General features: G+C 37.5%; 26 protein-coding genes. 12 read left to right on the top strand and 14 right to left on the bottom strand.

Annotation, left to right across the window (positions count from 1 at the left end):
• Positions 1 to 24: 24 nt before the first annotated feature.
• Positions 25 to 975: an ABC transporter ATP-binding protein gene (locus tag BMF77_RS17230; RefSeq protein WP_148767043.1), complete on the bottom strand. Its 951-nt coding sequence runs from the start codon at positions 973 to 975 to the stop codon at positions 25 to 27.
• Positions 976 to 1,268: 293 nt separating this feature from the next.
• Here BMF77_RS17230 and BMF77_RS17225 point away from each other — a divergent pair, with 293 nt between their 5' ends.
• Positions 1,269 to 1,790: a photosystem I assembly protein Ycf3 gene (locus tag BMF77_RS17225; protein WP_148764516.1), complete on the top strand. Its 522-nt coding sequence runs from the start codon at positions 1,269 to 1,271 to the stop codon at positions 1,788 to 1,790.
• A 26-nt stretch (positions 1,791 to 1,816) separates the two neighbouring features.
• Here BMF77_RS17225 and BMF77_RS28010 read toward each other — a convergent pair whose 3' ends face one another.
• The gene (locus tag BMF77_RS28010; RefSeq protein WP_246862943.1) at positions 1,817 to 1,960 is read right to left on the bottom strand and encodes a hypothetical protein; all 144 of its coding nucleotides are present in this window, start codon (positions 1,958 to 1,960) and stop codon (positions 1,817 to 1,819) included.
• Positions 1,905 to 2,048 (bottom strand): hypothetical protein, encoded by a 144-nt coding sequence (locus BMF77_RS28005; protein WP_158310545.1) that lies wholly within the window; start codon positions 2,046 to 2,048, stop codon positions 1,905 to 1,907. Before BMF77_RS28005 ends, BMF77_RS28010 begins: the two co-directional genes overlap by 56 nt.
• 95 nt (positions 2,049 to 2,143) lie before the next feature.
• Here BMF77_RS28005 and gatC point away from each other — a divergent pair, with 95 nt between their 5' ends.
• Entirely contained in the window at positions 2,144 to 2,434 is a 291-nt protein-coding gene (gene gatC, locus BMF77_RS17215) for an Asp-tRNA(Asn)/Glu-tRNA(Gln) amidotransferase subunit GatC (protein WP_015083410.1), read from the top strand.
• Between the two features lie 432 nt (positions 2,435 to 2,866).
• On the opposite strand, the gene dnaK is transcribed toward gatC, so the two are convergent.
• Positions 2,867 to 4,774 (bottom strand): molecular chaperone DnaK, encoded by a 1,908-nt coding sequence (gene dnaK / locus BMF77_RS17210; RefSeq protein ID WP_015083411.1) that lies wholly within the window; start codon positions 4,772 to 4,774, stop codon positions 2,867 to 2,869.
• A 631-nt stretch (positions 4,775 to 5,405) separates the two neighbouring features.
• Positions 5,406 to 6,269, bottom strand: coding sequence for a phosphodiester glycosidase family protein (locus BMF77_RS17205; RefSeq protein WP_148764514.1), 864 nt, complete (start codon positions 6,267 to 6,269; stop codon positions 5,406 to 5,408).
• Between the two features lie 175 nt (positions 6,270 to 6,444).
• Here BMF77_RS17205 and BMF77_RS17200 point away from each other — a divergent pair, with 175 nt between their 5' ends.
• The 3 genes from BMF77_RS17200 (at position 6,445) to BMF77_RS17190 (ending at position 10,384) form a co-directional block, all read left to right on the top strand.
• Positions 6,445 to 7,029 carry an rRNA large subunit pseudouridine synthase E gene (locus tag BMF77_RS17200; RefSeq protein WP_148764512.1) on the top strand — a complete coding sequence of 195 codons (585 nt, stop codon included), beginning with the start codon at positions 6,445 to 6,447 and terminating at the stop codon, positions 7,027 to 7,029.
• Positions 7,030 to 7,184: 155 nt separating this feature from the next.
• Positions 7,185 to 9,092 carry a serine/threonine phosphatase gene (locus tag BMF77_RS17195; protein ID WP_148764510.1) on the top strand — a complete coding sequence of 636 codons (1,908 nt, stop codon included), beginning with the start codon at positions 7,185 to 7,187 and terminating at the stop codon, positions 9,090 to 9,092.
• A gap of 35 nt (positions 9,093 to 9,127) precedes the next feature.
• The gene (locus BMF77_RS17190) at positions 9,128 to 10,384 is read left to right on the top strand and encodes a protein kinase (protein ID WP_148764508.1); all 1,257 of its coding nucleotides are present in this window, start codon (positions 9,128 to 9,130) and stop codon (positions 10,382 to 10,384) included.
• Here BMF77_RS17190 and BMF77_RS17185 read toward each other — a convergent pair.
• From BMF77_RS17185 to BMF77_RS17165, 4 genes are all read right to left on the bottom strand, one after another.
• Positions 10,370 to 10,987: a Uma2 family endonuclease gene (locus BMF77_RS17185; protein ID WP_148764506.1), complete on the bottom strand. Its 618-nt coding sequence runs from the start codon at positions 10,985 to 10,987 to the stop codon at positions 10,370 to 10,372. The two genes, BMF77_RS17190 and BMF77_RS17185, sit on opposite strands and share 15 nt — an antisense overlap.
• A 193-nt stretch (positions 10,988 to 11,180) precedes the next feature.
• Complete coding sequence (locus BMF77_RS17180; RefSeq protein WP_015083416.1) at positions 11,181 to 11,399, bottom strand: DUF4327 family protein; 219 nt, start codon at positions 11,397 to 11,399, stop codon at positions 11,181 to 11,183.
• Positions 11,400 to 12,275: 876 nt separating this feature from the next.
• Entirely contained in the window at positions 12,276 to 12,551 is a 276-nt protein-coding gene (locus BMF77_RS17170; protein WP_148764504.1) for a type II toxin-antitoxin system RelE/ParE family toxin, read from the bottom strand.
• Positions 12,544 to 12,795, bottom strand: a complete 252-nt coding sequence (locus BMF77_RS17165) for a type II toxin-antitoxin system Phd/YefM family antitoxin (protein ID WP_039203368.1) — start codon at positions 12,793 to 12,795, stop codon at positions 12,544 to 12,546. Before BMF77_RS17165 ends, BMF77_RS17170 begins: the two co-directional genes overlap by 8 nt.
• A gap of 250 nt (positions 12,796 to 13,045) precedes the next feature.
• Between BMF77_RS17165 and BMF77_RS17160 the strand changes: the two genes are divergently transcribed.
• On the top strand, positions 13,046 to 13,246 hold the full coding sequence (locus tag BMF77_RS17160) for a type II toxin-antitoxin system HicB family antitoxin (protein ID WP_015081078.1): 201 nt from the start codon (positions 13,046 to 13,048) through the stop codon (positions 13,244 to 13,246).
• Positions 13,243 to 13,452, top strand: coding sequence for a type II toxin-antitoxin system HicA family toxin (locus tag BMF77_RS17155; protein WP_148764502.1), 210 nt, complete (start codon positions 13,243 to 13,245; stop codon positions 13,450 to 13,452). The genes BMF77_RS17160 and BMF77_RS17155 overlap by 4 nt, the downstream gene beginning before the upstream one ends.
• Before the next feature lie 133 nt (positions 13,453 to 13,585).
• On the opposite strand, the gene BMF77_RS17150 is transcribed toward BMF77_RS17155, so the two are convergent.
• From BMF77_RS17150 to BMF77_RS17140, 3 genes are read right to left on the bottom strand one after another with little or no spacing between them, the layout of a single operon-like run.
• A complete protein-coding gene (locus BMF77_RS17150) occupies positions 13,586 to 14,242 on the bottom strand; it encodes a hypothetical protein (protein WP_210422215.1) in 657 nt (218 codons plus the stop codon).
• Positions 14,230 to 14,676, bottom strand: a complete 447-nt coding sequence (locus BMF77_RS17145) for a DUF488 family protein (protein ID WP_148764498.1) — start codon at positions 14,674 to 14,676, stop codon at positions 14,230 to 14,232. Before BMF77_RS17145 ends, BMF77_RS17150 begins: the two co-directional genes overlap by 13 nt.
• Complete coding sequence (locus BMF77_RS17140; protein ID WP_148764496.1) at positions 14,669 to 15,328, bottom strand: DUF488 family protein; 660 nt, start codon at positions 15,326 to 15,328, stop codon at positions 14,669 to 14,671. Before BMF77_RS17140 ends, BMF77_RS17145 begins: the two co-directional genes overlap by 8 nt.
• Positions 15,329 to 15,710: 382 nt before the next feature.
• Between BMF77_RS17140 and BMF77_RS17135 the strand changes: the two genes are divergently transcribed.
• The 5 genes from BMF77_RS17135 (at position 15,711) to BMF77_RS17115 (ending at position 19,951) form a co-directional block, all read left to right on the top strand.
• Positions 15,711 to 16,127, top strand: a complete 417-nt coding sequence (locus BMF77_RS17135) for a XisH family protein (protein ID WP_148764494.1) — start codon at positions 15,711 to 15,713, stop codon at positions 16,125 to 16,127.
• A complete protein-coding gene (locus BMF77_RS17130; protein ID WP_148764492.1) occupies positions 16,115 to 16,456 on the top strand; it encodes a XisI protein in 342 nt (113 codons plus the stop codon). The genes BMF77_RS17135 and BMF77_RS17130 overlap by 13 nt, the downstream gene beginning before the upstream one ends.
• Positions 16,453 to 16,821: a hypothetical protein gene (locus BMF77_RS17125; RefSeq protein ID WP_148764489.1), complete on the top strand. Its 369-nt coding sequence runs from the start codon at positions 16,453 to 16,455 to the stop codon at positions 16,819 to 16,821. The genes BMF77_RS17130 and BMF77_RS17125 overlap by 4 nt, the downstream gene beginning before the upstream one ends.
• Before the next feature lie 10 nt (positions 16,822 to 16,831).
• Entirely contained in the window at positions 16,832 to 17,713 is an 882-nt protein-coding gene (locus BMF77_RS17120; protein ID WP_148764487.1) for a hypothetical protein, read from the top strand.
• 69 nt (positions 17,714 to 17,782) lie between these two features.
• A complete protein-coding gene (locus BMF77_RS17115; RefSeq protein ID WP_210422214.1) occupies positions 17,783 to 19,951 on the top strand; it encodes a hypothetical protein in 2,169 nt (722 codons plus the stop codon).
• A 43-nt stretch (positions 19,952 to 19,994) separates the two neighbouring features.
• Here BMF77_RS17115 and BMF77_RS17110 read toward each other — a convergent pair whose 3' ends face one another.
• Together BMF77_RS17110 and BMF77_RS17105 are read right to left on the bottom strand one after the other, a co-directional pair.
• On the bottom strand, positions 19,995 to 21,398 hold the full coding sequence (locus BMF77_RS17110) for an NAD(P)(+) transhydrogenase (Re/Si-specific) subunit beta (RefSeq protein WP_148764483.1): 1,404 nt from the start codon (positions 21,396 to 21,398) through the stop codon (positions 19,995 to 19,997).
• Positions 21,395 to 21,688, bottom strand: coding sequence for an NAD(P) transhydrogenase subunit alpha (locus tag BMF77_RS17105; RefSeq protein ID WP_015081070.1), 294 nt, complete (start codon positions 21,686 to 21,688; stop codon positions 21,395 to 21,397). Before BMF77_RS17105 ends, BMF77_RS17110 begins: the two co-directional genes overlap by 4 nt.
• Positions 21,689 to 21,699 lie beyond the last annotated feature (11 nt).

The following is a 21,699-nucleotide window of genomic DNA, read 5'->3' as shown; positions in this document are numbered from 1 at the left end:
TTTTAATTCTTAATTTTTAATTGTCTATGATGCTTGTTTATGACCTAATTTGAGGAAAATAGTTTCTAGGTCTTCTTGGGTACAATGAAATTCTGTTATGGGAATTTTTGCATTCACAAGCGATCGCAATAAACCGGCAGAATCTTCTGGTTTACCTGAAAAAATCACTCGCACGCCATTTTTACTCGGTATTACCTCCCATTCTTCCACTAAAGGATGATTTTTTAGTTCACTCACCAATATATCTATATTGCCCAAAGTGGAGATAAAAATCTGCTGTTGAGAAAGACGTTGATAAAGATGTTTAAGTGAAGAACTTTCCACCAAAAAACCTAATTCCATAATTCCCACAGATGTACATAACTCGGCTAAATCGCTGAGAACGTGGGAGGAAATTAAAATTGTCATTCCTGCTGCTTGCAAAGCTTTAATAATTTCCCGAAACTGCATCCGCGCAATGGGATCAAGTCCAGAAACAGGTTCATCTAAAAGTAGTAAAATTGGTTCATGGATAATGGTGCGGGCTAAACTTAACCGCTGTTTCATCCCCCGTGAGAGGGTAGAAATCATGCTATGACGTTTATTCCCAAGTTGAATGAGTTCTAAAACTTCGTGCAGACGTTGGGTACGGTGCTTTCCTTGCAAGCGATACAATCGGGCAAAATAATCTAAATAATCCCAAACTGTCAAATCTTCATAAAGTGGGTAGTCATCAGGTAAATAACCAAGACGACGTTTAAGTTTGAGATTGCTTTGATCTCGCAGAAGTCGATCTCCATTAATATAAATCTCACCAGTAGTCGGTTCTTCCGCAGTAGCTAACATCCGAATTAGGGTGGTTTTACCCGCTCCATTGGGACCAATTAATCCGTAAACTTCACCCACTTGGATTTCTAAGTCAACATCATTGACAGCAATGTGTTTTTCAAATTGCTTCGTTAGTCCAGTGGTGCGAATTGCTATTTCTTTTACCATCGCGGCTGGGGTGTGGCTTGTGTGCAATAGTTAACTTAACTCGTTTATACAATAGTATTTACCTTCGTTTCGGAAATGGAAACAAAACAATTCAAAATTGTAAGAGTTCAGATCCCCGACTTCTTTAAGAAGTCGGGGATCTTGTAAATCCATGAATTCATCTGCGTTTATCTGCGATAAATAATTCTGGAAATCTTACTTCATGCAGCTTCATATTAATTTGCAATAACTCAAACCTCCAAAAATTAGTTAAATTAGCGGTATGCTGCCATGAAGAAACCATAGAGACAAATATGCCAAGAACACAGAAAAACGATAACTTTGTTGACAAATCCTTTACCGTGATGGCAGATATCATCCTCAAGATATTGCCAACCAACCGCAAAGCTAAAGAAGCTTTTGTTTATTACCGAGATGGGATGTCCGCACAGGCAGAAGGCGAATACGCTGAAGCTCTAGACTACTATAAAGAAGCCTTAGAAATGGAAGAAGACTCCAATGATCGGAGTTATATTCTCTATAATACAGGCTTGATTTATGCCAGTAACGGTGATCATAATAAGGCTTTAGAGTATTATCATCAGGCCATTGAGTTAAATCCACAATTACCCCAAGCCTTGAATAATATTGCGGTGATTTATCATTTTCAAGGTGAAAGGGCTAAGGAAGCCGGAGATCATGACGGTGGAGAGGCATTGTTTGATCAAGCGGCAGATTATTGGATTAGAGCAATTCGCATGGCTCCCAATAACTATATTGAAGCTCAAAACTGGATCAAAACCACCGGGCGATCGCAAATTGACATATTCTTTTAACTTAGTCATTAGTCGGTTATACAATTTTACCTGACAACGGACAACGGACAACTAACAACGGACAACTGTACGGGCGAAGCATTTGGAGAACTATTTTTGGCAATGACCGATAATTTATCTTCCAAATGCTTCGCCCCTACTGACAACTGACAACTGTACGGGCGAAGCATTTGGAGAACTATTTTTGGCAATGACCGATAATTTATCTTCCAAATGCTTCGCCCCTACTAACAACTGACAACTGTACGGGCGAAGCATTTGGAGAACTATTTTTGGCAATGACCGATAATTTATCTTCCAAATGCCTCGCCCCTACTGACAACGGACAACTGACAACTAACAACTGACAAATTATGATTGATAGTGAACAAGTTCGTAAAGTTGCTAATCTCGCTCGTTTAGAATTAACAGCAGATGAAGAAGCACAATTTACTACTCAATTGGGTAGTATTCTGGATTATATAGAACAACTCAATCAACTGGATGTCACCAATGTAATACCGACAACTAGAGCTATTGATGTTAGCAATATTACCAGAGAAGATATTCTTCAACCCTGTCCTGACAGAGAGGCAATCCTCAGCAGTGCGCCTCAACAGGAAGGTGATTTTTTCCGAGTTCCCAAAATTCTTAATGCTGATTAGTTAGGAACTGACTGAAGATATAGGAAAGAATCTTTTCCTTTCTCTTCAATTTCTACTGCAATATCAACACAAAAGAGTAGAGACGCTCCGAGGAACGTCTCTACATCCCCGTAGGGACAGGGGATTAGGGGATTAGGTTTTTGGGTATGAGTTTAATATAGCAGATGATTTTTTATTTGCCAAGTATTTGACAACTATTTTCCGTATACTATTGTAATTCATCAAGCTAAATCGAGTTTAGAAGAGTGGAAAAATCTCTAAAAATGGAGATCAAGAGGGTTGACATTTGCTTTTAAATTTGTTATCATGAAATTGATAAGGAAGAACTGTCTCGCCATAAATAATTTAACTACCATAAAAAATACCCATCCAGTGATTGCGCTAGGTGGGTATTAATCAAATAAGGGCAGGAATTCCCCGCCCTTTGTGAAACTACTTGCTTTCAGTGAAATCAGCATCAATGACATCATCACCACTGCCAGAAGGAGGAGTAGAACCACCAGCATGAGGTTCAGCACCAGCAGCGCCAGCAGCATCACCAGCTTGTTGATAGATATTGCTACCAATAGCAAACAGAGCTTGTTGCAGTTCTGGCATTAACTTCTGGATTTGAGCATCATCTTCTTTCGCAACTGCTTCTTTTACTTCCTTGACCAAACCTTCAACCTTAGTCTTATCAGCAGCGGGGACTTTATCACCCAACTCTTCCAACTGCTTTTCAGCTTGATAAGCTAAAGAATCAGCTTGGTTTTTGCGTTCAATTTTCTCACGACGTTCCTTATCAGAAGAAGCGTTTTGTTCAGCTTCTCTGACCATGCGTTCTACATCATTCTTATCCAGAGTAGAAGCACCAGTGATACTAATAGATTGTTCCTTACCAGTTCCCTTATCCTTAGCCGCAACGTTGAGAATACCGTTAGCGTCAATATCAAAAGTCACTTCAATTTGGGGAACACCACGGGGAGCAGGAGGAATACCATCCAAACGGAAAGTTCCTAAACTCTTATTATCATTGGCAAATTCTCTCTCACCTTGGAGAACGTGAATTTCCACATTACCTTGTCCGTCCACCGCAGTAGAGAACACTTCTGATTTTTTGGTAGGAATTGTAGTGTTGCGAGGAATAATCTTAGTCATTACCCCACCCAAGGTTTCCACACCCAAGGATAATGGTGTTACGTCTAACAACAAGATACCTGTAACATCACCAGCTAAAACACCCGCTTGAATAGCAGCACCAACAGCTACCACTTCATCAGGGTTAACAGTTTGGTTAGGTTCTTTACCTAACACCCGTTTAACCACATCTTGAACAGCGGGAATCCGGGTAGAACCACCAACGAGAACAACTTCGTCAATATTGGTCTTATTTAACTTCGCACCTTTGAGCGCATCTTCCACAGGAATGCGGCAACGGTCAATTAAATCAGAACAAAGTTCTTCAAACTTAGCGCGAGTTAAAGTTGTATCTAAATGCTTGGGACCCTCTTGGGTAGCGGTAATAAATGGCAGGTTAATTTCTGCCTGGCTAACGCTAGAAAGTTCAATTTTAGCTTTTTCTGCCGCTTCAGTCAGACGTTGTAAAGCTTGTTTGTCTTTACGCAGGTCAATCCCTTCGTCTTTTTTGAACTTTTCCGCTAAGAAATCAACGATTTTTTTATCAAAGTCGTCACCACCCAGGTGAGTATCCCCAGATGTTGATAATACTTCAAATACACCATCACCTACTTCCAGAACAGATACGTCGAAAGTACCACCACCCAAGTCAAATACGAGGATAGTTTCATTGCTCTTTTTGTCAAAGCCATAAGCTAAGGAAGCAGCGGTAGGTTCGTTGATAATGCGGAGAACGTCAATACCAGCGATTTTTCCCGCGTCTTTTGTGGCTTGACGTTGGGAGTCGTTGAAGTAAGCAGGAACGGTAATTACAGCTTGGGTAACGGTTTCACCCAGGTATTTACTAGCATCTTCCACTAATTTGCGAAGAACCTTCGCAGAAATTTCTTCAGGTGCAAATTGTTTACCAGCACCGGGAGAATCTACTTTAACGTTACCGCCGCTACTGAGAACTTTATAAGAAACTTCTGTAGCTTCATTGGTAATCTCTTCAAAACGACGACCGATAAAGCGTTTTACAGAATAAAAAGTATTTTCGGGGTTCATTACCGCTTGGCGTTTAGCGATTTGACCAACTAAATTGTCGCCATTTTTGGCAAACGCAACTACTGAGGGTGTTGTCCGAAAACCTTCTGCATTAGCGATAACGGTGGGTTTACCACCTTCCATTACTGCCACGCAGGAGTTTGTCGTACCTAAATCAATTCCAACTACCTTTGCCATTTTGGGTGTTTGCTCCGTATAAAATTACTAAATGAACTCAGAGAGAATATAAAATTGCATTAACTAAATGTCAATAACAAACCGATTCAAATTTCCCAACTCTGTACGCATAATGTATTGCTCCGAAGAGCCTCCCATTTCTGGGGTAATGTTAGCTTCGTCAATGTTTTAAGAGCTTGTTAGGCTTGCAACACTGTTTCAGTGACCTTGAAACTGTTTAATCACAAGCGACAGAGCAGGGAACTAGCTACGCATTCGCCCGGTGTCGTGACTCAAAAAACGTAGTCAGTGAAGACTTAGACTGGTCAGTACAGCTTGCTTGATTACTTTTGCAAGCTCAGTCCCTTTAGGGCTGGGTTACTGACATAAACTCAGTGGTATTCCATGAAGGGTGGTTTACCGAACCGTTAGGGGAACGGTGAATTTTATAAATTATGTCTAGTGGGTTCATGGATTTATGTGCTTTCACATTGACTAATGTATGGTAATTAATACTTTCAGGAATTGGGGTGAACCGTAACTTTATAGTCGTATTTGCCGTCAAACCCTGTCGGGAATTAAAAATTAAGAATTAAAAATTAAAAATGATACCCCTTACTCCGTAATAAGGGGCTTGGTAATTGTCAATTATTTACGAAGCAGGACGTTCCCCTTGTTGAAACTTCAGCCATGCCTGTTGCAAGTCCGTTGGGGCAGGATTGGTGACATCATAAATGACAATTACATTAGTCAAAGGTCTACCGGCAGGAACTATAATATTAGTCTTGTTGGCTAAGGCTCTAGATGCTCCACCATCTAAATTCATAGCTTCATAACAACCAATCGCTTTCATTGCCTCCGCTTCTTGTTGTAAAGTGAGGTTAATTTCAAAGTTTGCTAAAATCAGCTTTGTGCCGTCCTGGGTAAAACCAATTGCTGTTCGGGCGCTATTACCTAAAACAGCAGGATCTTTAAAACCTTCAATCCTGGGGTTTAACCGGATTTCCCCTTGTCGCAATAATCTTGGTCCACAAGTTAGGGAAAACCAATGTTTATTCCATTCTGGTTTGCCGTCTATTCTGGCTGTCACCATTTCTGGTTTATTCCCGACTCCTAATCCCAAAGTAGTCCCAAAGTTTTCCCAACGACTGTATTTCACAAATTTTCCCCCGGCTATCATGTTACCCATAACCGTTTTTTGGGGATTTTTGGCAAAAAATGTGCCGTTAGCAACTACGGCAGCCTTATAACGCGCCACTAATTTACTAAATTCTTCATCACCACTGGTTTTTTGAATGGTATTCGCAAAAGCGGCATTTTTGGCTAAACCCATGGTGATAAAGGTTTTTGGATCTGTGAGGTCAACTATGGTTTGATAAAAAGGAATACCATTAATTTGACTTTTGTTTACCTGTACAGTTTGGGCATAACTAGGTAATGTTAAGGTTAATCCTTGTGCTAAGGTTGCACCACCAAGGAATAAAAAGGATCTGCGGCTGATTTTGCTAATTGTCATAATTGAGTAGTCTGACAAAATTAAATTCATTTGTTGAGAGAGGGAACAGGGAACAGGGAACAGGGAACAGGTAATTGGTAATTGGTAAGTGGTAAGTGGTGAAAACTATTCTTCTTTGTTCCTCCTAACTCCTGACTCCTGACTCCTGACTCCTGACTCCTGACTCCTATATCTTATGAACAATCGGTATATTATTTTTCACAAGCCCTATGGGGTTTTGAGCCAATTTACCCAAGAAAGTCCCAAACATATCACTCTGAAAGAGTATATAGATGTTCCCGATGTCTATGCTGTGGGGCGTTTAGATTGGGATAGTGAGGGGTTGCTGTTGTTAACAAATGATGGACAGTTACAGCATCGTCTGGCACATCCGCGTTTTGGTCATCAACGTACCTATTGGGCGCAGGTGGAACGCATTCCTGATCTTGATGCAATTAATAAGCTACAAAGTGGGGTAGAAATTCAAGATTACCGGACTCGTCCTGCTCAAGTTAGGTTATTGTTAGAAGAACCATCCGTAGTCCAACGCATTCCACCGATTAGATTTCGCAAAAGTATTCCCACTGCTTGGCTAGAAATGACCCTAACTGAAGGTAAAAACCGCCAAGTCCGTCGCATGACGGCTGCTGTCGGTTTTCCGACTTTGCGGTTAATCAGAATAAGTATTGGTAATATTCAATTAGATGATTTATCACCAGGACAATGGCGAGAACTCACTTCCTTAGAAGTCACAAGATTAAATCATTCACCGGAAAGATAGATTAAGGGACTGTAATACCAGTATACAAAAGAGTGTTAACAATACCACTTAATTCTCAAGTTACATAATTTTAGTCATTTAATTCTGTCCCGTTGGAATGTTCGTGGCTAGAGAGACTGAAAGCACCTTAGCAGGAAAATCAAGGAACTCCCACTATGCTGATTTGCCCCCAGTGTAAATTTGAAAACCCTGATAGTAATAAGTTTTGTCAAAGCTGTGGTACATCCTTAGCTCATAAAATCTGCTCTGAATGCAGTGCCGATATAGCTTTAGATGCACAGTATTGTTATAAATGTGGTGCAGAATCTAGCACAGTTTGGTACGCGCTCATTACTCACGCAGTAGATCAGGTAGTTTCTGTTATGGCAAAAACTGCGGAATTAACCCAAAATTTAGAAAATATAGCGGACGAGAGTGGTGATTCTAGTCCGTTTTCCAAATTTGTTTTAGATTCTTATTTAGATTCTCAGCAGCGTTATCGCTTATTAGAATCTCCACAAGTGATTGGGGATTATAGAGAAGTCAAGGTTCTAGATTGCCAACCTTACGAAATATCACTGATTGGGGCCATGCTTGAGCATGAAACTAAGATCGATACAATGACAATTCCGGATCTAGCGCCAGCTTATCTAGAATTGCAGATGAAGATGCACCCAGGAATACCCAAAATTCATGATGCTTGGCAGCAAGATGATCTGCAAATAGTCTTGTTGGCAGATAGATCCAATTATCCTATGTTGCTTGATGTTTGGCAAAAAGACACAATCAGCCCGGTGGAAATTTTACATTGGTTTGATCAGATGACTCAACTTTGGGAGTTACTCGAAGCTGTGAATTGTCGCCAAAGTTTGTTGGAGTTATCGAATTTGCGGTTAGATGAAGACCAGGCTTTGGTATTACAAAAGTTATATCCTGATGATGAGAAGCTCTTAACTATTAAAAGTTTGGGTCAGATGTGGCAAACTTTGTTTAGAGAATCCCAATGCACTCAATTTGGCTGCGTGGTAGAGATATTAGAGGATATAGAATCTGGGAATATTCAAACTCTGACACAATTGCGAACTGCTTGTAGCAGAGCTAGTTCCCTCCAGGACGCTCCGCGAACGCTATCGGAGTTAGAAAAAACAGCAGAAATATTTACTCAGGAAAAACTCAATGCTTCTTCAACTATTTTGCAACTAGGTGATGAAACGGAAACCAGGACTGATGATGCCCCAACTGTGGCGCTATCCATGCAGCTAAGTAGCTTGGAATATGCAGCATCTACTGATGTTGGTCGTCAACGCAATCACAATGAAGACTATTTTTGTGTTGATAGTCAGGTTCACAAGGTAGAATTGCCAAGAAATAGCACGATTACAGCACAGGGTTTATATATTCTTTGTGATGGTATGGGTGGTCATGCTGGAGGTGAAGTAGCCAGTGAATTAGCGGTGAAGACTATCCGTAAATGCTTCCAAGAAACCTGGGTAAATACAGAATTACCTCGGAGGGAATGTATCCGTCATGCGGTTTATTTAGCTAATCAAGCTATTTATGAGCTTAATCAAAAAGAAGCCCGTTCCGGTATTGGTCGCATGGGTACTACTTTGGTCATGCTGTTACTTCAGGATAATCAGGCCGCAATTGCTCATGTGGGAGATAGTCGTGTTTATTGCCTGACCCGCAAGCAAGGACTAGAACAAATAACTGTAGATCATGAAGTTGGTCAACGAGAAATTGCTAGGGGGATAGAACCGAGTGTCGCTTATGGACGTGCAGATGCTTACCAACTTACCCAAGCTTTGGGTCCACGCAATGAAGATTCTCTCCATCCTGATGTGACGTTCTTTGAGATCAATGAAGATATGCTTCTGGTATTGGTATCAGATGGTTTATCAGATAATGACTGTCTAGAAACTCATTGGCAAACTCATCTTCAACCCTTATTAAGTTCTGCTAGTAACTTAGAAACGGGTATTCAAAATTTAATTGAATTGGGCAATGAACATAACGGTCATGATAATATTACAGCTATACTGGTACGGGTGAAAGTCCGCCCATCTCAGCAAAGTTGCTTATAAAATTAGTTTTTTGATCTTAAATTTTAGGTTGTATTGTGATTACTCTGACCCTATTAGAAAAAAGCACACAAACACCGCTTAAACAGTGGTGCTTTGAGGGTTCTACCGTCGTTCGCATCGGTCGGGCGGTAGATAATCACGTTATTTTGGCTGAAAATTTAGTTTCTCGGTATCATTTAGAACTGAAATTAGTTACTAATGCCGGAGGAGATGATTGGGAATTAATTAGTCACGGGACTAATGGCACTTTCCTCAATGGCTCTTTGGTGACTAAATGTATCGTTCCTGATAATTCTTTACTGCTATTAGCTCAAGGTGGTCCTCTACTCAAGGTACAGATTCAGGAATTATCTTCTCTACTTATCCAACCTTCACCGTCAGGAGATGGGGAAATTAGTCAGAAGATAACCCCAGAATACTCCAGCACTGGTTGTACTCATGAGGGGAATCATCCCCAGAATGTCTTTTGTGTTCACTGTGGTCAACCAATTTTGGTACAAAAGACTATTCGTCATTATCAGGTATTACGCACTATTGGCAAGGGTGGCATGGGTACTACCTATTTAGCTTGGGATAGTGTTGGTGAAATTACTGGTGTACCACAATTACTGGTAATCAAACAGATGAATGCTGATATGGTGAAAATTCCCAAGGCTCAAGAGTTATTCATGCGAGAAGCTAGTATTCTCAAGCATCTTAATCATGCAGGAGTTCCCAAATATTATGACTTTTTTGTGGAAGATGGTAAAAAATACTTGGCTATGGAGTTAATTCATGGACAAGATTTAGACAAACGAATTCGCTTAACTGGTCCTGTAACTCCGAAACAGGCGATCGCTTGGATGGTACAAACTTGTGATATTCTAGATTATCTTCATCACCAACAAACACCACTAATTCACCGGGATATTAAGCCGGCTAATTTGATGGTGCGGAGTGGCAATAATAGTATTGTGGTGTTGGATTTTGGTGCTGTTAAGGAAATTGGCACAAAACCAGGGACCAGAATCGGTGCTGAAGGCTTTTGCGCTCCTGAACAGGAACGGGGACAACCTCTTACCCAATCTGATTTATATGCTATTGGTCCGACGTTAATTTTTTTATTAACCGGGGAAAATCCTTTAAAATTTTATCGGCAAAGGGGACGGAATTTTCGGTTTGAGGTTAAAGGTATTCCCACAATCACTGATCAATTAAGACAGGTAATTGAGTGTGTGACAGAACCTTTACCACGCGATCGCTATCATACTGCAAAGGATTTGGCTCAAGCATTAAGATCAGTCAGCAGTTAGCAAAATCTGGTGAGCGGTTAAGTTCAATTCAGGAAAAATCTGGGAAATTATTGGCTCATTGTTTCTAAATTGGTTAATTTCATACTCATCACCAATTAGAGAACAAACTGATATGGTAGGTTGTTTTGGTTCACCAACGAATTTACCAGCAGCAAAAGGTTGATAATCAACAATCCAGTATTCTTTAATTCCCATTTCTTCATAATCACTATATTTTCTATAGTAATCAACTCGCCAATTGCTACTCACTACTTCGATGATTAATGGTACAGAATCACCTTGAGTTACCGTTGCTGTTTTTTCCCACAGGGCTTCATTGACTAGGTTTGTGGGATTTATCAACAAAACATCTGGACAATAGGCTGATTGCCTTGTTTGCGGTTTAACTAATGCCTGTTTGGGAATAAAATAGGGAAGATTTAAGCGGCGGCACTCTATAGCTAATTCTATAGTTAAAAATCCAGTTCTGCTTTCGTGTTTTCCTAATGGCGGATTCATCTGAATAATTTCCCCGTCATGCAGTTCATAAAATCCGCCTTCTGGTTTCCATTTAATAAACTCCTCAAAGGTTACTAACTGGGTTTTAGGTAAGGTTTGAACCATAATTTACCTACCTTGATAAAAATGCTATGTTAAGATACTGAATCCCAGATCACTATTGTGCTAAATCTATAATAGAATCTCGGCGGAATTACACCTACCATAAAAACAAGGATTAAGCACCATCCTTGTTATAGGTAGAGGTAGGCGTATTTACATCAAGCTATGTTAGATATAGCCGATCTAATTTAGATGTTTAATCGTCGTCCCACTTTTCTACTGCTAATAAATCACCAATTGGATCTTGAGTGCTAAATCCAAAGTCTAGCAATTCTTGTTTCCAATGTTGCCATTCATCGCCATAGAGTAAGGCAATTTTCCAAATCCTATCATTGGGTTTGATAATATTGGATTCTACGAGTGATTGCACGTTGCGCTGCAATTTCACCATTGGGTGAATTACTTGCTGAATCATAAACTCGGTGTATTTCAGATTTTTGTGTGTAAATTCTTGATCAAAACAGCTTTCCGGTTGCAATTATTACCTGCGCGTAGAGCAATTATAGTTTGGCAAAGCTAGTTCCAACTTTTCCACTATACCATAACTAACAAGAGTAAGTTGCTTGGGAATTCGGTTTTGTCCGGTAATCACTACTACTAACCGCTATTTAGGCTGAAAAGTGGTGGTGATATCCAGTTTACAAGGTTTTTAGGCTTGCGATCGCCATGATAACGCAAGTAGAGAAAATTGACACGAATTTCTCAATTTTAATTGTGGGATGAATGTAAATAGGTAATTGTTTTCCCCGAATTGAAGGAGTTGCGCTGCTAGTCTAGCCTAATTAGGGAACGAATCTACCTTTAGACCTGCAACCCGTTCTTATTCGCTCCGTTAGGTGTAGGTAAATTTTGATCCAATTATGGGAGCAGAAGCACAAAAATCCGTGCTTGTCTGATAGTTCAAAATGATATTATGAATTAATATGGATTATTAACAATTGTGATGCTATTTCGATCAGGAAGTTAATTTAGTAGTTAATGGCAAACCTTATCTGTACAAATCAATCAAATCAGAAGAAGATTATGATCCATCAATCTGTTACTAAAAGCAGTAATTTTTATGCACAAGATCATAATTTGTGGTTAGAACAAACTGCTTATTTCTCAAGCATTAGCTGTGGTGTTAAGTCTTTCTCTGTCAACTTGAGATCGCATCCCCTCAACTTCCCAAACAGCGATTCCTAGGTCGCGCTAGTTCCCTCCGGGACGCAATGCGAACGGTATCGCACCCCTTAAACTCCCCAAATAGCGATACCTTTGGTAAACTTTGCTAACAGGTAACTAAACGAAGTTACAAATTTTTATAAACTTCATCATCATTACGTTCACCAACCCGAAAAACATCAACTAATTTATTATTATCATCAATGGTGTACAAAATTCTATATTCACCTTGATCAATACGATAACCACCTTGATAACCTTTTAAAGCTGCATAGTCTTGAGGACGAGGATTACCTTGAAGTGAGAGTATTTTTGATACAACTTGTTTATATTGTTTTGGTTGTAAGTCTAATAAGTCTTTTTCCGCAGTTCTAGCAATCCTCAATGTATAACGTTCACTCATTGGGATATTTGGCGATGATTTCTTCTATGGTGGTAAATCCTTCATTTTCTTCAATTGCACGTCTCAATTTAGCAGAATCAATTGCATCTTCCATTGCTTCTAATAGTTTTAAATCTTCAATGCTAATTATCGCTACCGCAGCTTTACCATGACGCTGAATTAAAATTCTTTCTCCACGATATTCTGCACGGTTCATAATATCGGGAAAATTAGCACGCGCTTCACTTGCACTGATGACAGACATAGCGCCTCACAAAATTTATAGGATTACATAACATTATAGATTATTTGTCTGTTTTTTGCAAATTGTACAAAATTTAAGTTTTTGAGCAATAGTGGAGCGATCGCATCCCTTCAAACCCCCAAACAGCGATTCCTAGGTCGCGCAACGCTTACGCACTCCCTCAACTCCCCAAAGGCGATTATTCATCTTTATTAAACTGGTACATCTGACTGCCTCTGCGGTAAAATATCCTTAGTTCAAGGAATTGGCTATGAAAATAAAAGCAATTATTTGGGAAGAAGACGGTGTCTGGTGTGGTTCTGTACCAGCTTTACCAGGATGTCATACCTGGGGTGAAAGTTATGAACATTTATTAGAAATGTTGAAAGATGCTGTTCAAGGTTGGTTAGAAGTTGCTAGTCAGCAAGAAGAAATTGAGCCAGAAAAACAGTTAATTGAGTTATCTTTATGAAATCGGTTTCTGGTAAATTTCTTTGTAAGATTGTTGAACGCTATGGATGGAATCTAAAAAGGATTACAGGTAGTCATCATATCTATGTTAAGGAAGGTATGAGTGTGATTCTTTCTATACCTGTTCATGGTAATCGTGATTTACCTACTGGTACACTCAGAAGTATTTTGAAAGATGCTGGTTTGACTGAGGAAGATTTAGATTAATTTCGCTATCGCATCCTTTCAAATCCCCAAACAGCGATTCCTAGGTCGCGCTTCGCTATCGCACTCCCTTCAACCCCCCAAACAGCGATCGCTATTCCACTTTATAAGAAAGAAAAGACAAGAAAGAAAAGTATTATATTACACCTGCTATTAGTTTCCAGCAAGGAGCTTCTCCTTCCCAATCATTGTGCTTCCAAGGCATACCCAAACTAACTGTCACAAAATAATAATCATCTGTGATTTCATATCCCGCTTCCAGTCTTTCAATAAATATAGGATCAGTGATTTTAGCGTCTGTTAACCTTTGACCATAAGCAGTTTCTAATGTACCTCTCCATTTTTTTTCTCCGTTAGGTTCTACAGAAAAATTAATAACATGAATCAGTTGTAATGTACTTCTTTGTTCAAAAGGTAGAGAGTTTAGATAAGATGAGTTTACATATTTAATTGGATTATGAAGAATATAAGAATTGTTACTACAATATTGAAACAAATCTTCTGGTTTTGCTTTACCTACGAGTTGCCATTTTCCCGGTAAGATAGTAAGATTTTCGCTTTCAAACCCAAAGTTTTCACCTGTGTCTGCTAGTGGAATCTCTAGAATGTCTAATAATTCTGGTTCTCTTCCCTCCACAAGTCTAATATCTCTTGGGACTCGGCCATCATTATATCGATCACTTACAGGACGAATCCAATTACCAGTATCCAAATCAATCCCAGCAATGCAACGTTCTTGATTTTTCCAAGAATTAGCAAGACAGATAATTTTCTTGTTCTTTACAGATGACATATTTTGACATTCCCCCACTTGGTACTTAAATATTCTGCCACTAATCGGCGATGACAGTAATGGGGTTTAGCCTCGCTACACAAAAGACATCCACCATCTAATAGTTCTGGTCTAACTTTTTTTTCAATTTCCCTTTCTGTCATGAGATGAAGAAATTTCTGCTCATAAACTGACCAGTCGCCTTTATTTTTTTTATATTCATCTAAAATATCTTTAGTTGGTGCTAGTTCAAGAATATGAATATATTCAATATTACCTATCTTTTTAAGAAAATATTCTAAGTCGGTTTTTTTTGTAAATCCTGCTAATTGAGAGACATTATTTAGTCGGGTATCAATAACCCGCTTAACGCCAGATTTAACAAGAGTATCAAAAAATTTTTGGGCAGTTTTTCGGGTAAAGCCAATTGTAAATAAGTCAACATAACTACTCATATTCATTTCCTATTTTTTCTACATAAGCAACTTCATCACTTTGCAATCTGTAAGCCTCTTTTATAGACTCTTCCCTTGAAAGTAAATTGGAAAGCTGAAGATTTTGTGAACTATTACCAAAGAGAGATAACTGAATTGGTGCTGCTGCAAGAGCCAGTTGCTTTAAACCATGTCTAGCCAATAATCTGTCTTCAAGTTTATAATGCGATTCTAAGTCACCATTACTTTTAATATGATTGATTTCTAAATCACGCTCATTTCGTAAATGTTGACAAACTAAAATCGCACGATGGCAAACAATGGGATCTTTTTCCGCACACATAAGAGCAACTCTATAATTTTTTAACCCCTTAATTACACGTTTAATTCCTTCTGAGAATAATTCAGTAGCGGCAATTTTTTCATATATAGCTTTACCATCAACATAACATTCCGGGTTTTTTGGTCTAGCGCCTAGTTCTTGTCCTAAAAATACGTAATTTATTTTTGCGCTTTTAAGTGAATCTTTCAGTTGAACGCGGTTAAAATGGGGTAAGTAATGGCTGTAAGGATGTGATCGCACATCCGCCAATGCTGTAACATTATGCTCCAGCAAAAGCTCAATAAAAGTTTCTATACTATGATTTGAATGACCAATAGTAAACAGTTTCATATAGTTATAGGACTATCTTTTTTGTGGAGTCCTCTAAGAGATATCGTAAGAAACAAAACTCTCTGCTCCTCTGGGTGGGTAAGAGCATAGCAATGATATACCCTTAACTTCTAACTATAACCTAAAGTTGCTTCACCTCACTAACTAACCTCCCAAACTGCGATACCTACGGTAAGCTACGCAATCGCACTCCCTCAACTTCCCCCAAAAGCGATTGCACCCCCTCAACCTCATAAACAGCGATTCCTAGGTCGCGCTTCGCTATCGCACCCTTCAACTCCCAAACAGCGATTCCTTTAGTGAGCTACGCTAACGCCTGAGTATATGATATAATTGTACTGTTAAGATTAATTCGTGTTTACTAAATATTATCAAGAAAACAATGCCAGCAAAAGATATTTACCATGATGCTGTTAAAAATGCTTTAATTAAAGATGGTTGGACGATTACGGCTGATCCTTATAAAATCAAGTATAAAGATGCTGAATTGTTTGCCGATTTATCCGCAGAAAAACCGATTGCAGCAGAACAAAATGGACGAAAAATAGTTGTTGAAATCAAGAGTTTTCTTAGTCCTTCTCCCATGAGAGATTTTGAACTAGCTTTAGGGCAATATATTTTATATCGTAATTTAATTAACCTCACAGAACCAGAATATATAATTTATTTGGCTATTAAAGAAAGTACATACGAAAACTTTTTTACTAGAGATTCAATCAAAGAGATTGTCGAATTAAATCAAATTTTGATGATTGTAGTTAATGTCGAAAAGGAGGAGATATTACAATGGATAAACTAGAGCAATATCAAATAGCAATTAAACAAGTTCTCACAGAATATCATAATTGGGTTTCTGGTGCGGCAAATTTAACTGATGAAAGTTGTTTGATTTTTGATGATAATAATCATCACTATATTTGGGGGTTTTTGGGTTGGTATGGCAAAAAAAGAACAAATAATATCCAAGTTAATATCAGAATTAAAAATGATAAAATTTGGATTGAAGAAGATTGGACTGAGGAAGGAATAGCTAATGAGTTAATGAAGTTAGGTATTTCTAATCTTGATATTGTTTTAGCTTTTCATCCTCCTGAAGAAAGGAAATATACTGCATTCGCTACTGCTTGAATAAATATTTTGCTGCGATCGCACCCCTCAACCTCCCAAACAGCGATCGCACTCCCTCCACTTCCCAAACAGCGATCGCACCCCCTCACTCTCCCAAACAGCGATCGCACCCCCTCAACTCCCCAAACAGCGATCGCACTCCCTCAACTCCCCAACATCCTTTTTTAACGAACCACAGAGACACAGAGGACACAGAGAGTTTCGCGCAAAGACGCAAAGAATCGCACTTTTCCCCAATATCCTTTTTTAACGAACCACGAAGACGCGAAGAACACGAAGGAAGAAGGGAAGAAAAGAGCGATCACAGGTTAGTTTGTTATATGAAAAACAAGTATAATAATAATAAAATCAATCATTACTTTTAATTTATAATTTATGACTATTATCAGTTTATATTCCTGGATTGAAACTCAATTTCAATCTTTGTACGAAATTTTCATACCATTTCTTCAAAAATTAGAAGTTAGAGATTATTTAACCGGTTTTAGTATTTTATTAACTATTAGTTTAGCATTTTGGAATGCTTGTAACACTCAAGAGAAATTTGAAACACAAAACTATCCTGTTTTAAAAGCAGAACTTGAATTTCCACCATATCCAGACAATCAAAAATTATTCCCTATATATCCTAATTACAAAATAACAAATATAGGTGATAAAAAAGCTGTTGATATTAGAATTGAAGTTAAAATACAATTACTAAAAAATAGGTATAAATTCTGGAAAAAATTTTGGTTAGAACGAACTGTAGCTAAGTTTGATAATTTAGAGCCAAAAGCAGAGTTAAAATTGAATGTATTTGAATATTCTGAAGAATTTCGCATTTTGAAAGGTAAACTCTCTCGTAAAATATTAGCTCCAGAATATACAGAACAAAAATATATAGAAAATTTTCCTATTAAATCAATAATAAATGTTTATTATTGTCCTGTTCTTTATCATGCAAGAGAGCTTAAACTTAGTAAAACTTACAATCTTATTGTCCAACGTAATGATGAAATCAACTTCACGCAATTAGATTTATTTTTTTTAATACCAAGTCTTGTAAAATTAAATAACAAAAAAGTTTTTCTATCTATAATTTACCAACTTCTCATGTATCAAAGTTTACTACCTAAACTTGAATTGGAAGATATGATCAATTACAATACTCATTATTGGAAACTTCAGGAAACCAAACATTCTTGGGAGTTTCCATTTTCTCCAAAAAAGCCAGATAAGATACCAAAGTTTCCTAATAAACCTAAAGGTATCTAGTATTTTCATATAGTCTGTTTTTATACCCCTAAACATCTGGATTATTTACTTACACAAGGAAGTTATAAAATGTTACTACTCAGTAAAATACAAGTTAACTCAGTCATCTATGTAACTAATTCTAGGTATGAAGTAATGGAAGAACATAAAAATGAAGGCTATTACACAGTATATTTATCTGAAAGCATAAATAAAGATTATTGCAAGTATCTTATTTGGAAAAAACAATTATCTCCAGATCAAACAATTCTGATATTTTTTCTGATTCACGATATTGATATTGTTGAATCTAATTCAAATAAATATAAATATAAGTTGTTTATTCAAAAATATGTAGAAATTGAAAATCTGCAAAGTATTAAATTTTTCTTACAAACTTTTCATCTTGTAAACGTAGAAGAAACATCTATTATTGATTTACATGAGTTAGAAATCCAAAACATATTTGATACAAATTTTACTCCTTTTATAACTGCAATACCAGTCAAATATAAAATTATTGATATAAAGCAACCTAAAGAAATTATTCATAAGATATCTGATAAATTTAGAAATTACTTCTTAAATCTGATAAATTTAGAATTCAAAAATAGATCAAGTATTATTTTTAAACAACCCTTTATTACTGATGAATATGATAAATTTATTGTTAAAAAAGGTATTCAATATTCTATTGAATTTTTGGATAATAAAACTATTTGGATAAATTTAAGTTGTACTAATTTTTCCAGAACAGTTGATTCAGTAGATAAATTAAACTTAAAAGAACCTATAGATCATAATCAACACAGACTGGTAAATATTAAAACGGGTATATCAGTTCATAAGAAAATACAAAAAGTTACTGATATTCAAGATCCAGAAAATGTATTTGAGAGTTTTGACTCTAGTGATGCTTTTCTTCAAATGTATGAAAATATAAGATTTTCAAAACCAAAATTCTGGTTTGAGCAAATCAATCTACGAGATACAGTTAGTTTAATAGGTAATTTGCTACAAAATTCCAATGAACAATCACAAATAGTTAGTTTTGAAGATATTAATGAAATTAAATATCGGTACAAAATTATTCATAGATTCAGAAATTATATATTTGCAAACGGACAGTTACATCATACAGCGCCAAAGGGTTTACATGACACTGGTGTTCTAAAAAAGCCAGAAAATTTGTCCTTGAAACTTATAATATCTAGTTATCAACTTTCTCGTGAGAGATTACCTAAAATAATCGAAAATATAAATGGTAGGTTACGTTTTTTATATAAAGATTACGTTAGTCCAATTAACGAAAATGATTGTATAGTTTTTGATTACAGTAATTTTGATCATGAATTACTAATTTCTCAAATTAGAGACTATTCGCAATTTAGTTATTTAGTACATTTGTTAGATAGTCATAACATGACAGTACCTAGAGATACAATTGATTGTGTTAATATAAAAGTGAAAGATGCTTTAAGAACAAATACTTTAAAATTTGATTTTTTCAAGGAATTTGATAAAAATATTATTGCTAATGTACTATTAAAATTAGGTGTAAAAAGTCAAGCGATACCTTGGAAGATTAAAGATATTGATCAAGATATAAATCATATTTTTATAGGTATTGATCTTGGACATAATCGCAATAAAGGAAGCAGCAATCTTAGTATTACAGCAGTTGATAACTATGGCTGCTTATTAATACCTCCATATAAAGGAAAAAATATTAAAATTAATGAAGTAATTCCCTATGATGAATTAATAAAGGGATTTAAATGGATCTTGAAAAAATTACCTAACTACATTCAGAAGATTACTATACACAGAGATGGATTAATAAGTCAGGAAGAGTTAAAATCATTTCATCAAGTTATGAAATATTTTGACATCACTGAATATAATTTAGTTGAGGTAGTTAAAAGTGGTGTCCCCAGAATTGGATTTTACTCAAATTTCAATAATGAAAATATCTATTTAGATGGCTTTACGGGTTATTACATTTTCATTGATACCCCAATTGAAATTTCATATCTAATAACTAATGACCAGTGTTTAAAAAATAAGATTTTACCTAAACCAATTAAAATAAAAAAAGTTTATGGATATAAGAAGATTACAAAGATAACAGAAGAAATTTATTGGTTAACTAAAGCATACTCAAATAACATTTTTAATCCTACACAGTTACCTATTACAACTCAAATAGCAAATAACTCATCTTATAGTAAAAATTTAATCCATTTTACAACTGCATAAAAAAGTAAGGGCATAGTTCACAAACTACACCCCTAAAATTAACCTAAAGTTGCTTCACCTCACTCACCAACTTAGCCACCATATCCTTAGCGCTACCAAACAACATCGTCGTTTTAGCCTTATAAAACAACTCATTATCAACACCAGCAAAACCAGCACTCATACCGCGCTTAATCACAATAGTTTGCTTTGCGCGATCAACCTCCAAAATCGGCATCCCATAAATAGGACTATTCTTATCACTACGCGCCGCCGGATTGACCACATCATTAGCACCAATCACCAACGCCACATCAGCCTGTTCAAACTGGGGATTAATATCCTCCATATCATACAACTGCGTATAGGCCACATTAGCTTCCGCCAATAATACATTCATGTGTCCCGGCATTCTCCCCGCCACCGGATGTATCGCATATTTCACATCCACACCCATGCGCTCTAATTGATCTGCCAACTCTCGGACGCTATGCTGGGCTTGAGCAACCGCCATACCGTATCCTGGCACAATCACCACAGAACGGGCATAACCCAACATCATCGCCCCTTCTTCCGCATCAATACTGCGAACAGGTTGATCACTAGCACCAGCAGCCGCACCACCACTAGAAGTAGAGACAGAACCAAAAGCACTAAATAAGACACTGAACAAAGAACGGTTCATAGCCTTACACATAATTTCCGTCAGGATAAGACCAGAAGCCCCCACCAAAGCACCGGCGATGATTAACATATTGTTCATCACCACAAACCCAGCCGCAGCCGCAGCCACACCGGAGAGGGAGTTTAACAGGGAGATGACAACAGGCATATCACCCCCACCAATGGGGAGGACGAACATCACACCCAACACCAAAGAAACAGCCACCACTGCTAAAAATACGGGGAGGCTATCTGGTGTCCTGATTAAATAGGCACTTCCCGCTAAATAAGAACCCAAAAGCAGAATGTTAAAAGGTTGTTGCAAAGGAAAGGTAATCGGTGTACCGCTAATTAAACCTTGCAATTTGGCAAAAGCGAGAAAACTACCCGTTAAAGTCACGCCACCAATTAACACATCCAATAACATGGAAATGTTGACATCGAGGGGGATAGGTTGAGAACTATCTAATAACCGCCAAAATTCAGCCACAGCGATAAGTGCGGAAGAAGCACCACCCAAACCGTTGAGTAAACCCACCATTTGCGGCATTTCCGTCATTTGCACTTTGTAAGCAATAACAGCGCCAATTACTGAACCAATAGCCAAGCCTACCAAAATCATCTCGTAATTTAATACGTGCTGATCTAGCATTGTGGCGACAATTGCTAATAACATCCCCACCGCAGCCACAAGATTACCGTTTCTAGCACTAGCCGGAGAACCGAGTTTTTTCAAACCCAGGATAAATAATGATGCAGCGACTAAGTAAGTTAGCTGAATCCCAGTTGGTAAAAAGTCGCTCATGCTTTAACTTCCTTCTTTTTAAACATTTGTAGCATTCTGTCAGTGACTAAAAAACCGCCGACAACGTTAACCATTGCCAAAATTACGGCAATTAAACCGAGAATGACTGATAAATTCGTGTTTTTCTCCCCAGCAGCCAGAATTGCACCAATTACGGAAATCCCGGAAATGGCGTTTGAACCGGACATTAACGGAGTGTGTAACGTGGGGGGAATTTTGTTAATCACTTCAAAGCCGATAAAAGAGGCTAAGACGAGTACAAATAGAGCCGGAAGTAATGCTTGTGTCATGTTAATTTTGG

The sequence above is a fragment of the Dolichospermum sp. UHCC 0315A genome, assembly GCF_008121535.1.
Classification (GTDB): domain Bacteria; phylum Cyanobacteriota; class Cyanobacteriia; order Cyanobacteriales; family Nostocaceae; genus Dolichospermum; species Dolichospermum lemmermannii.
The sequence above is the reverse complement of the archived record's forward strand: the minus strand, read 5'-3'. Positions and strand labels throughout refer to the sequence as shown.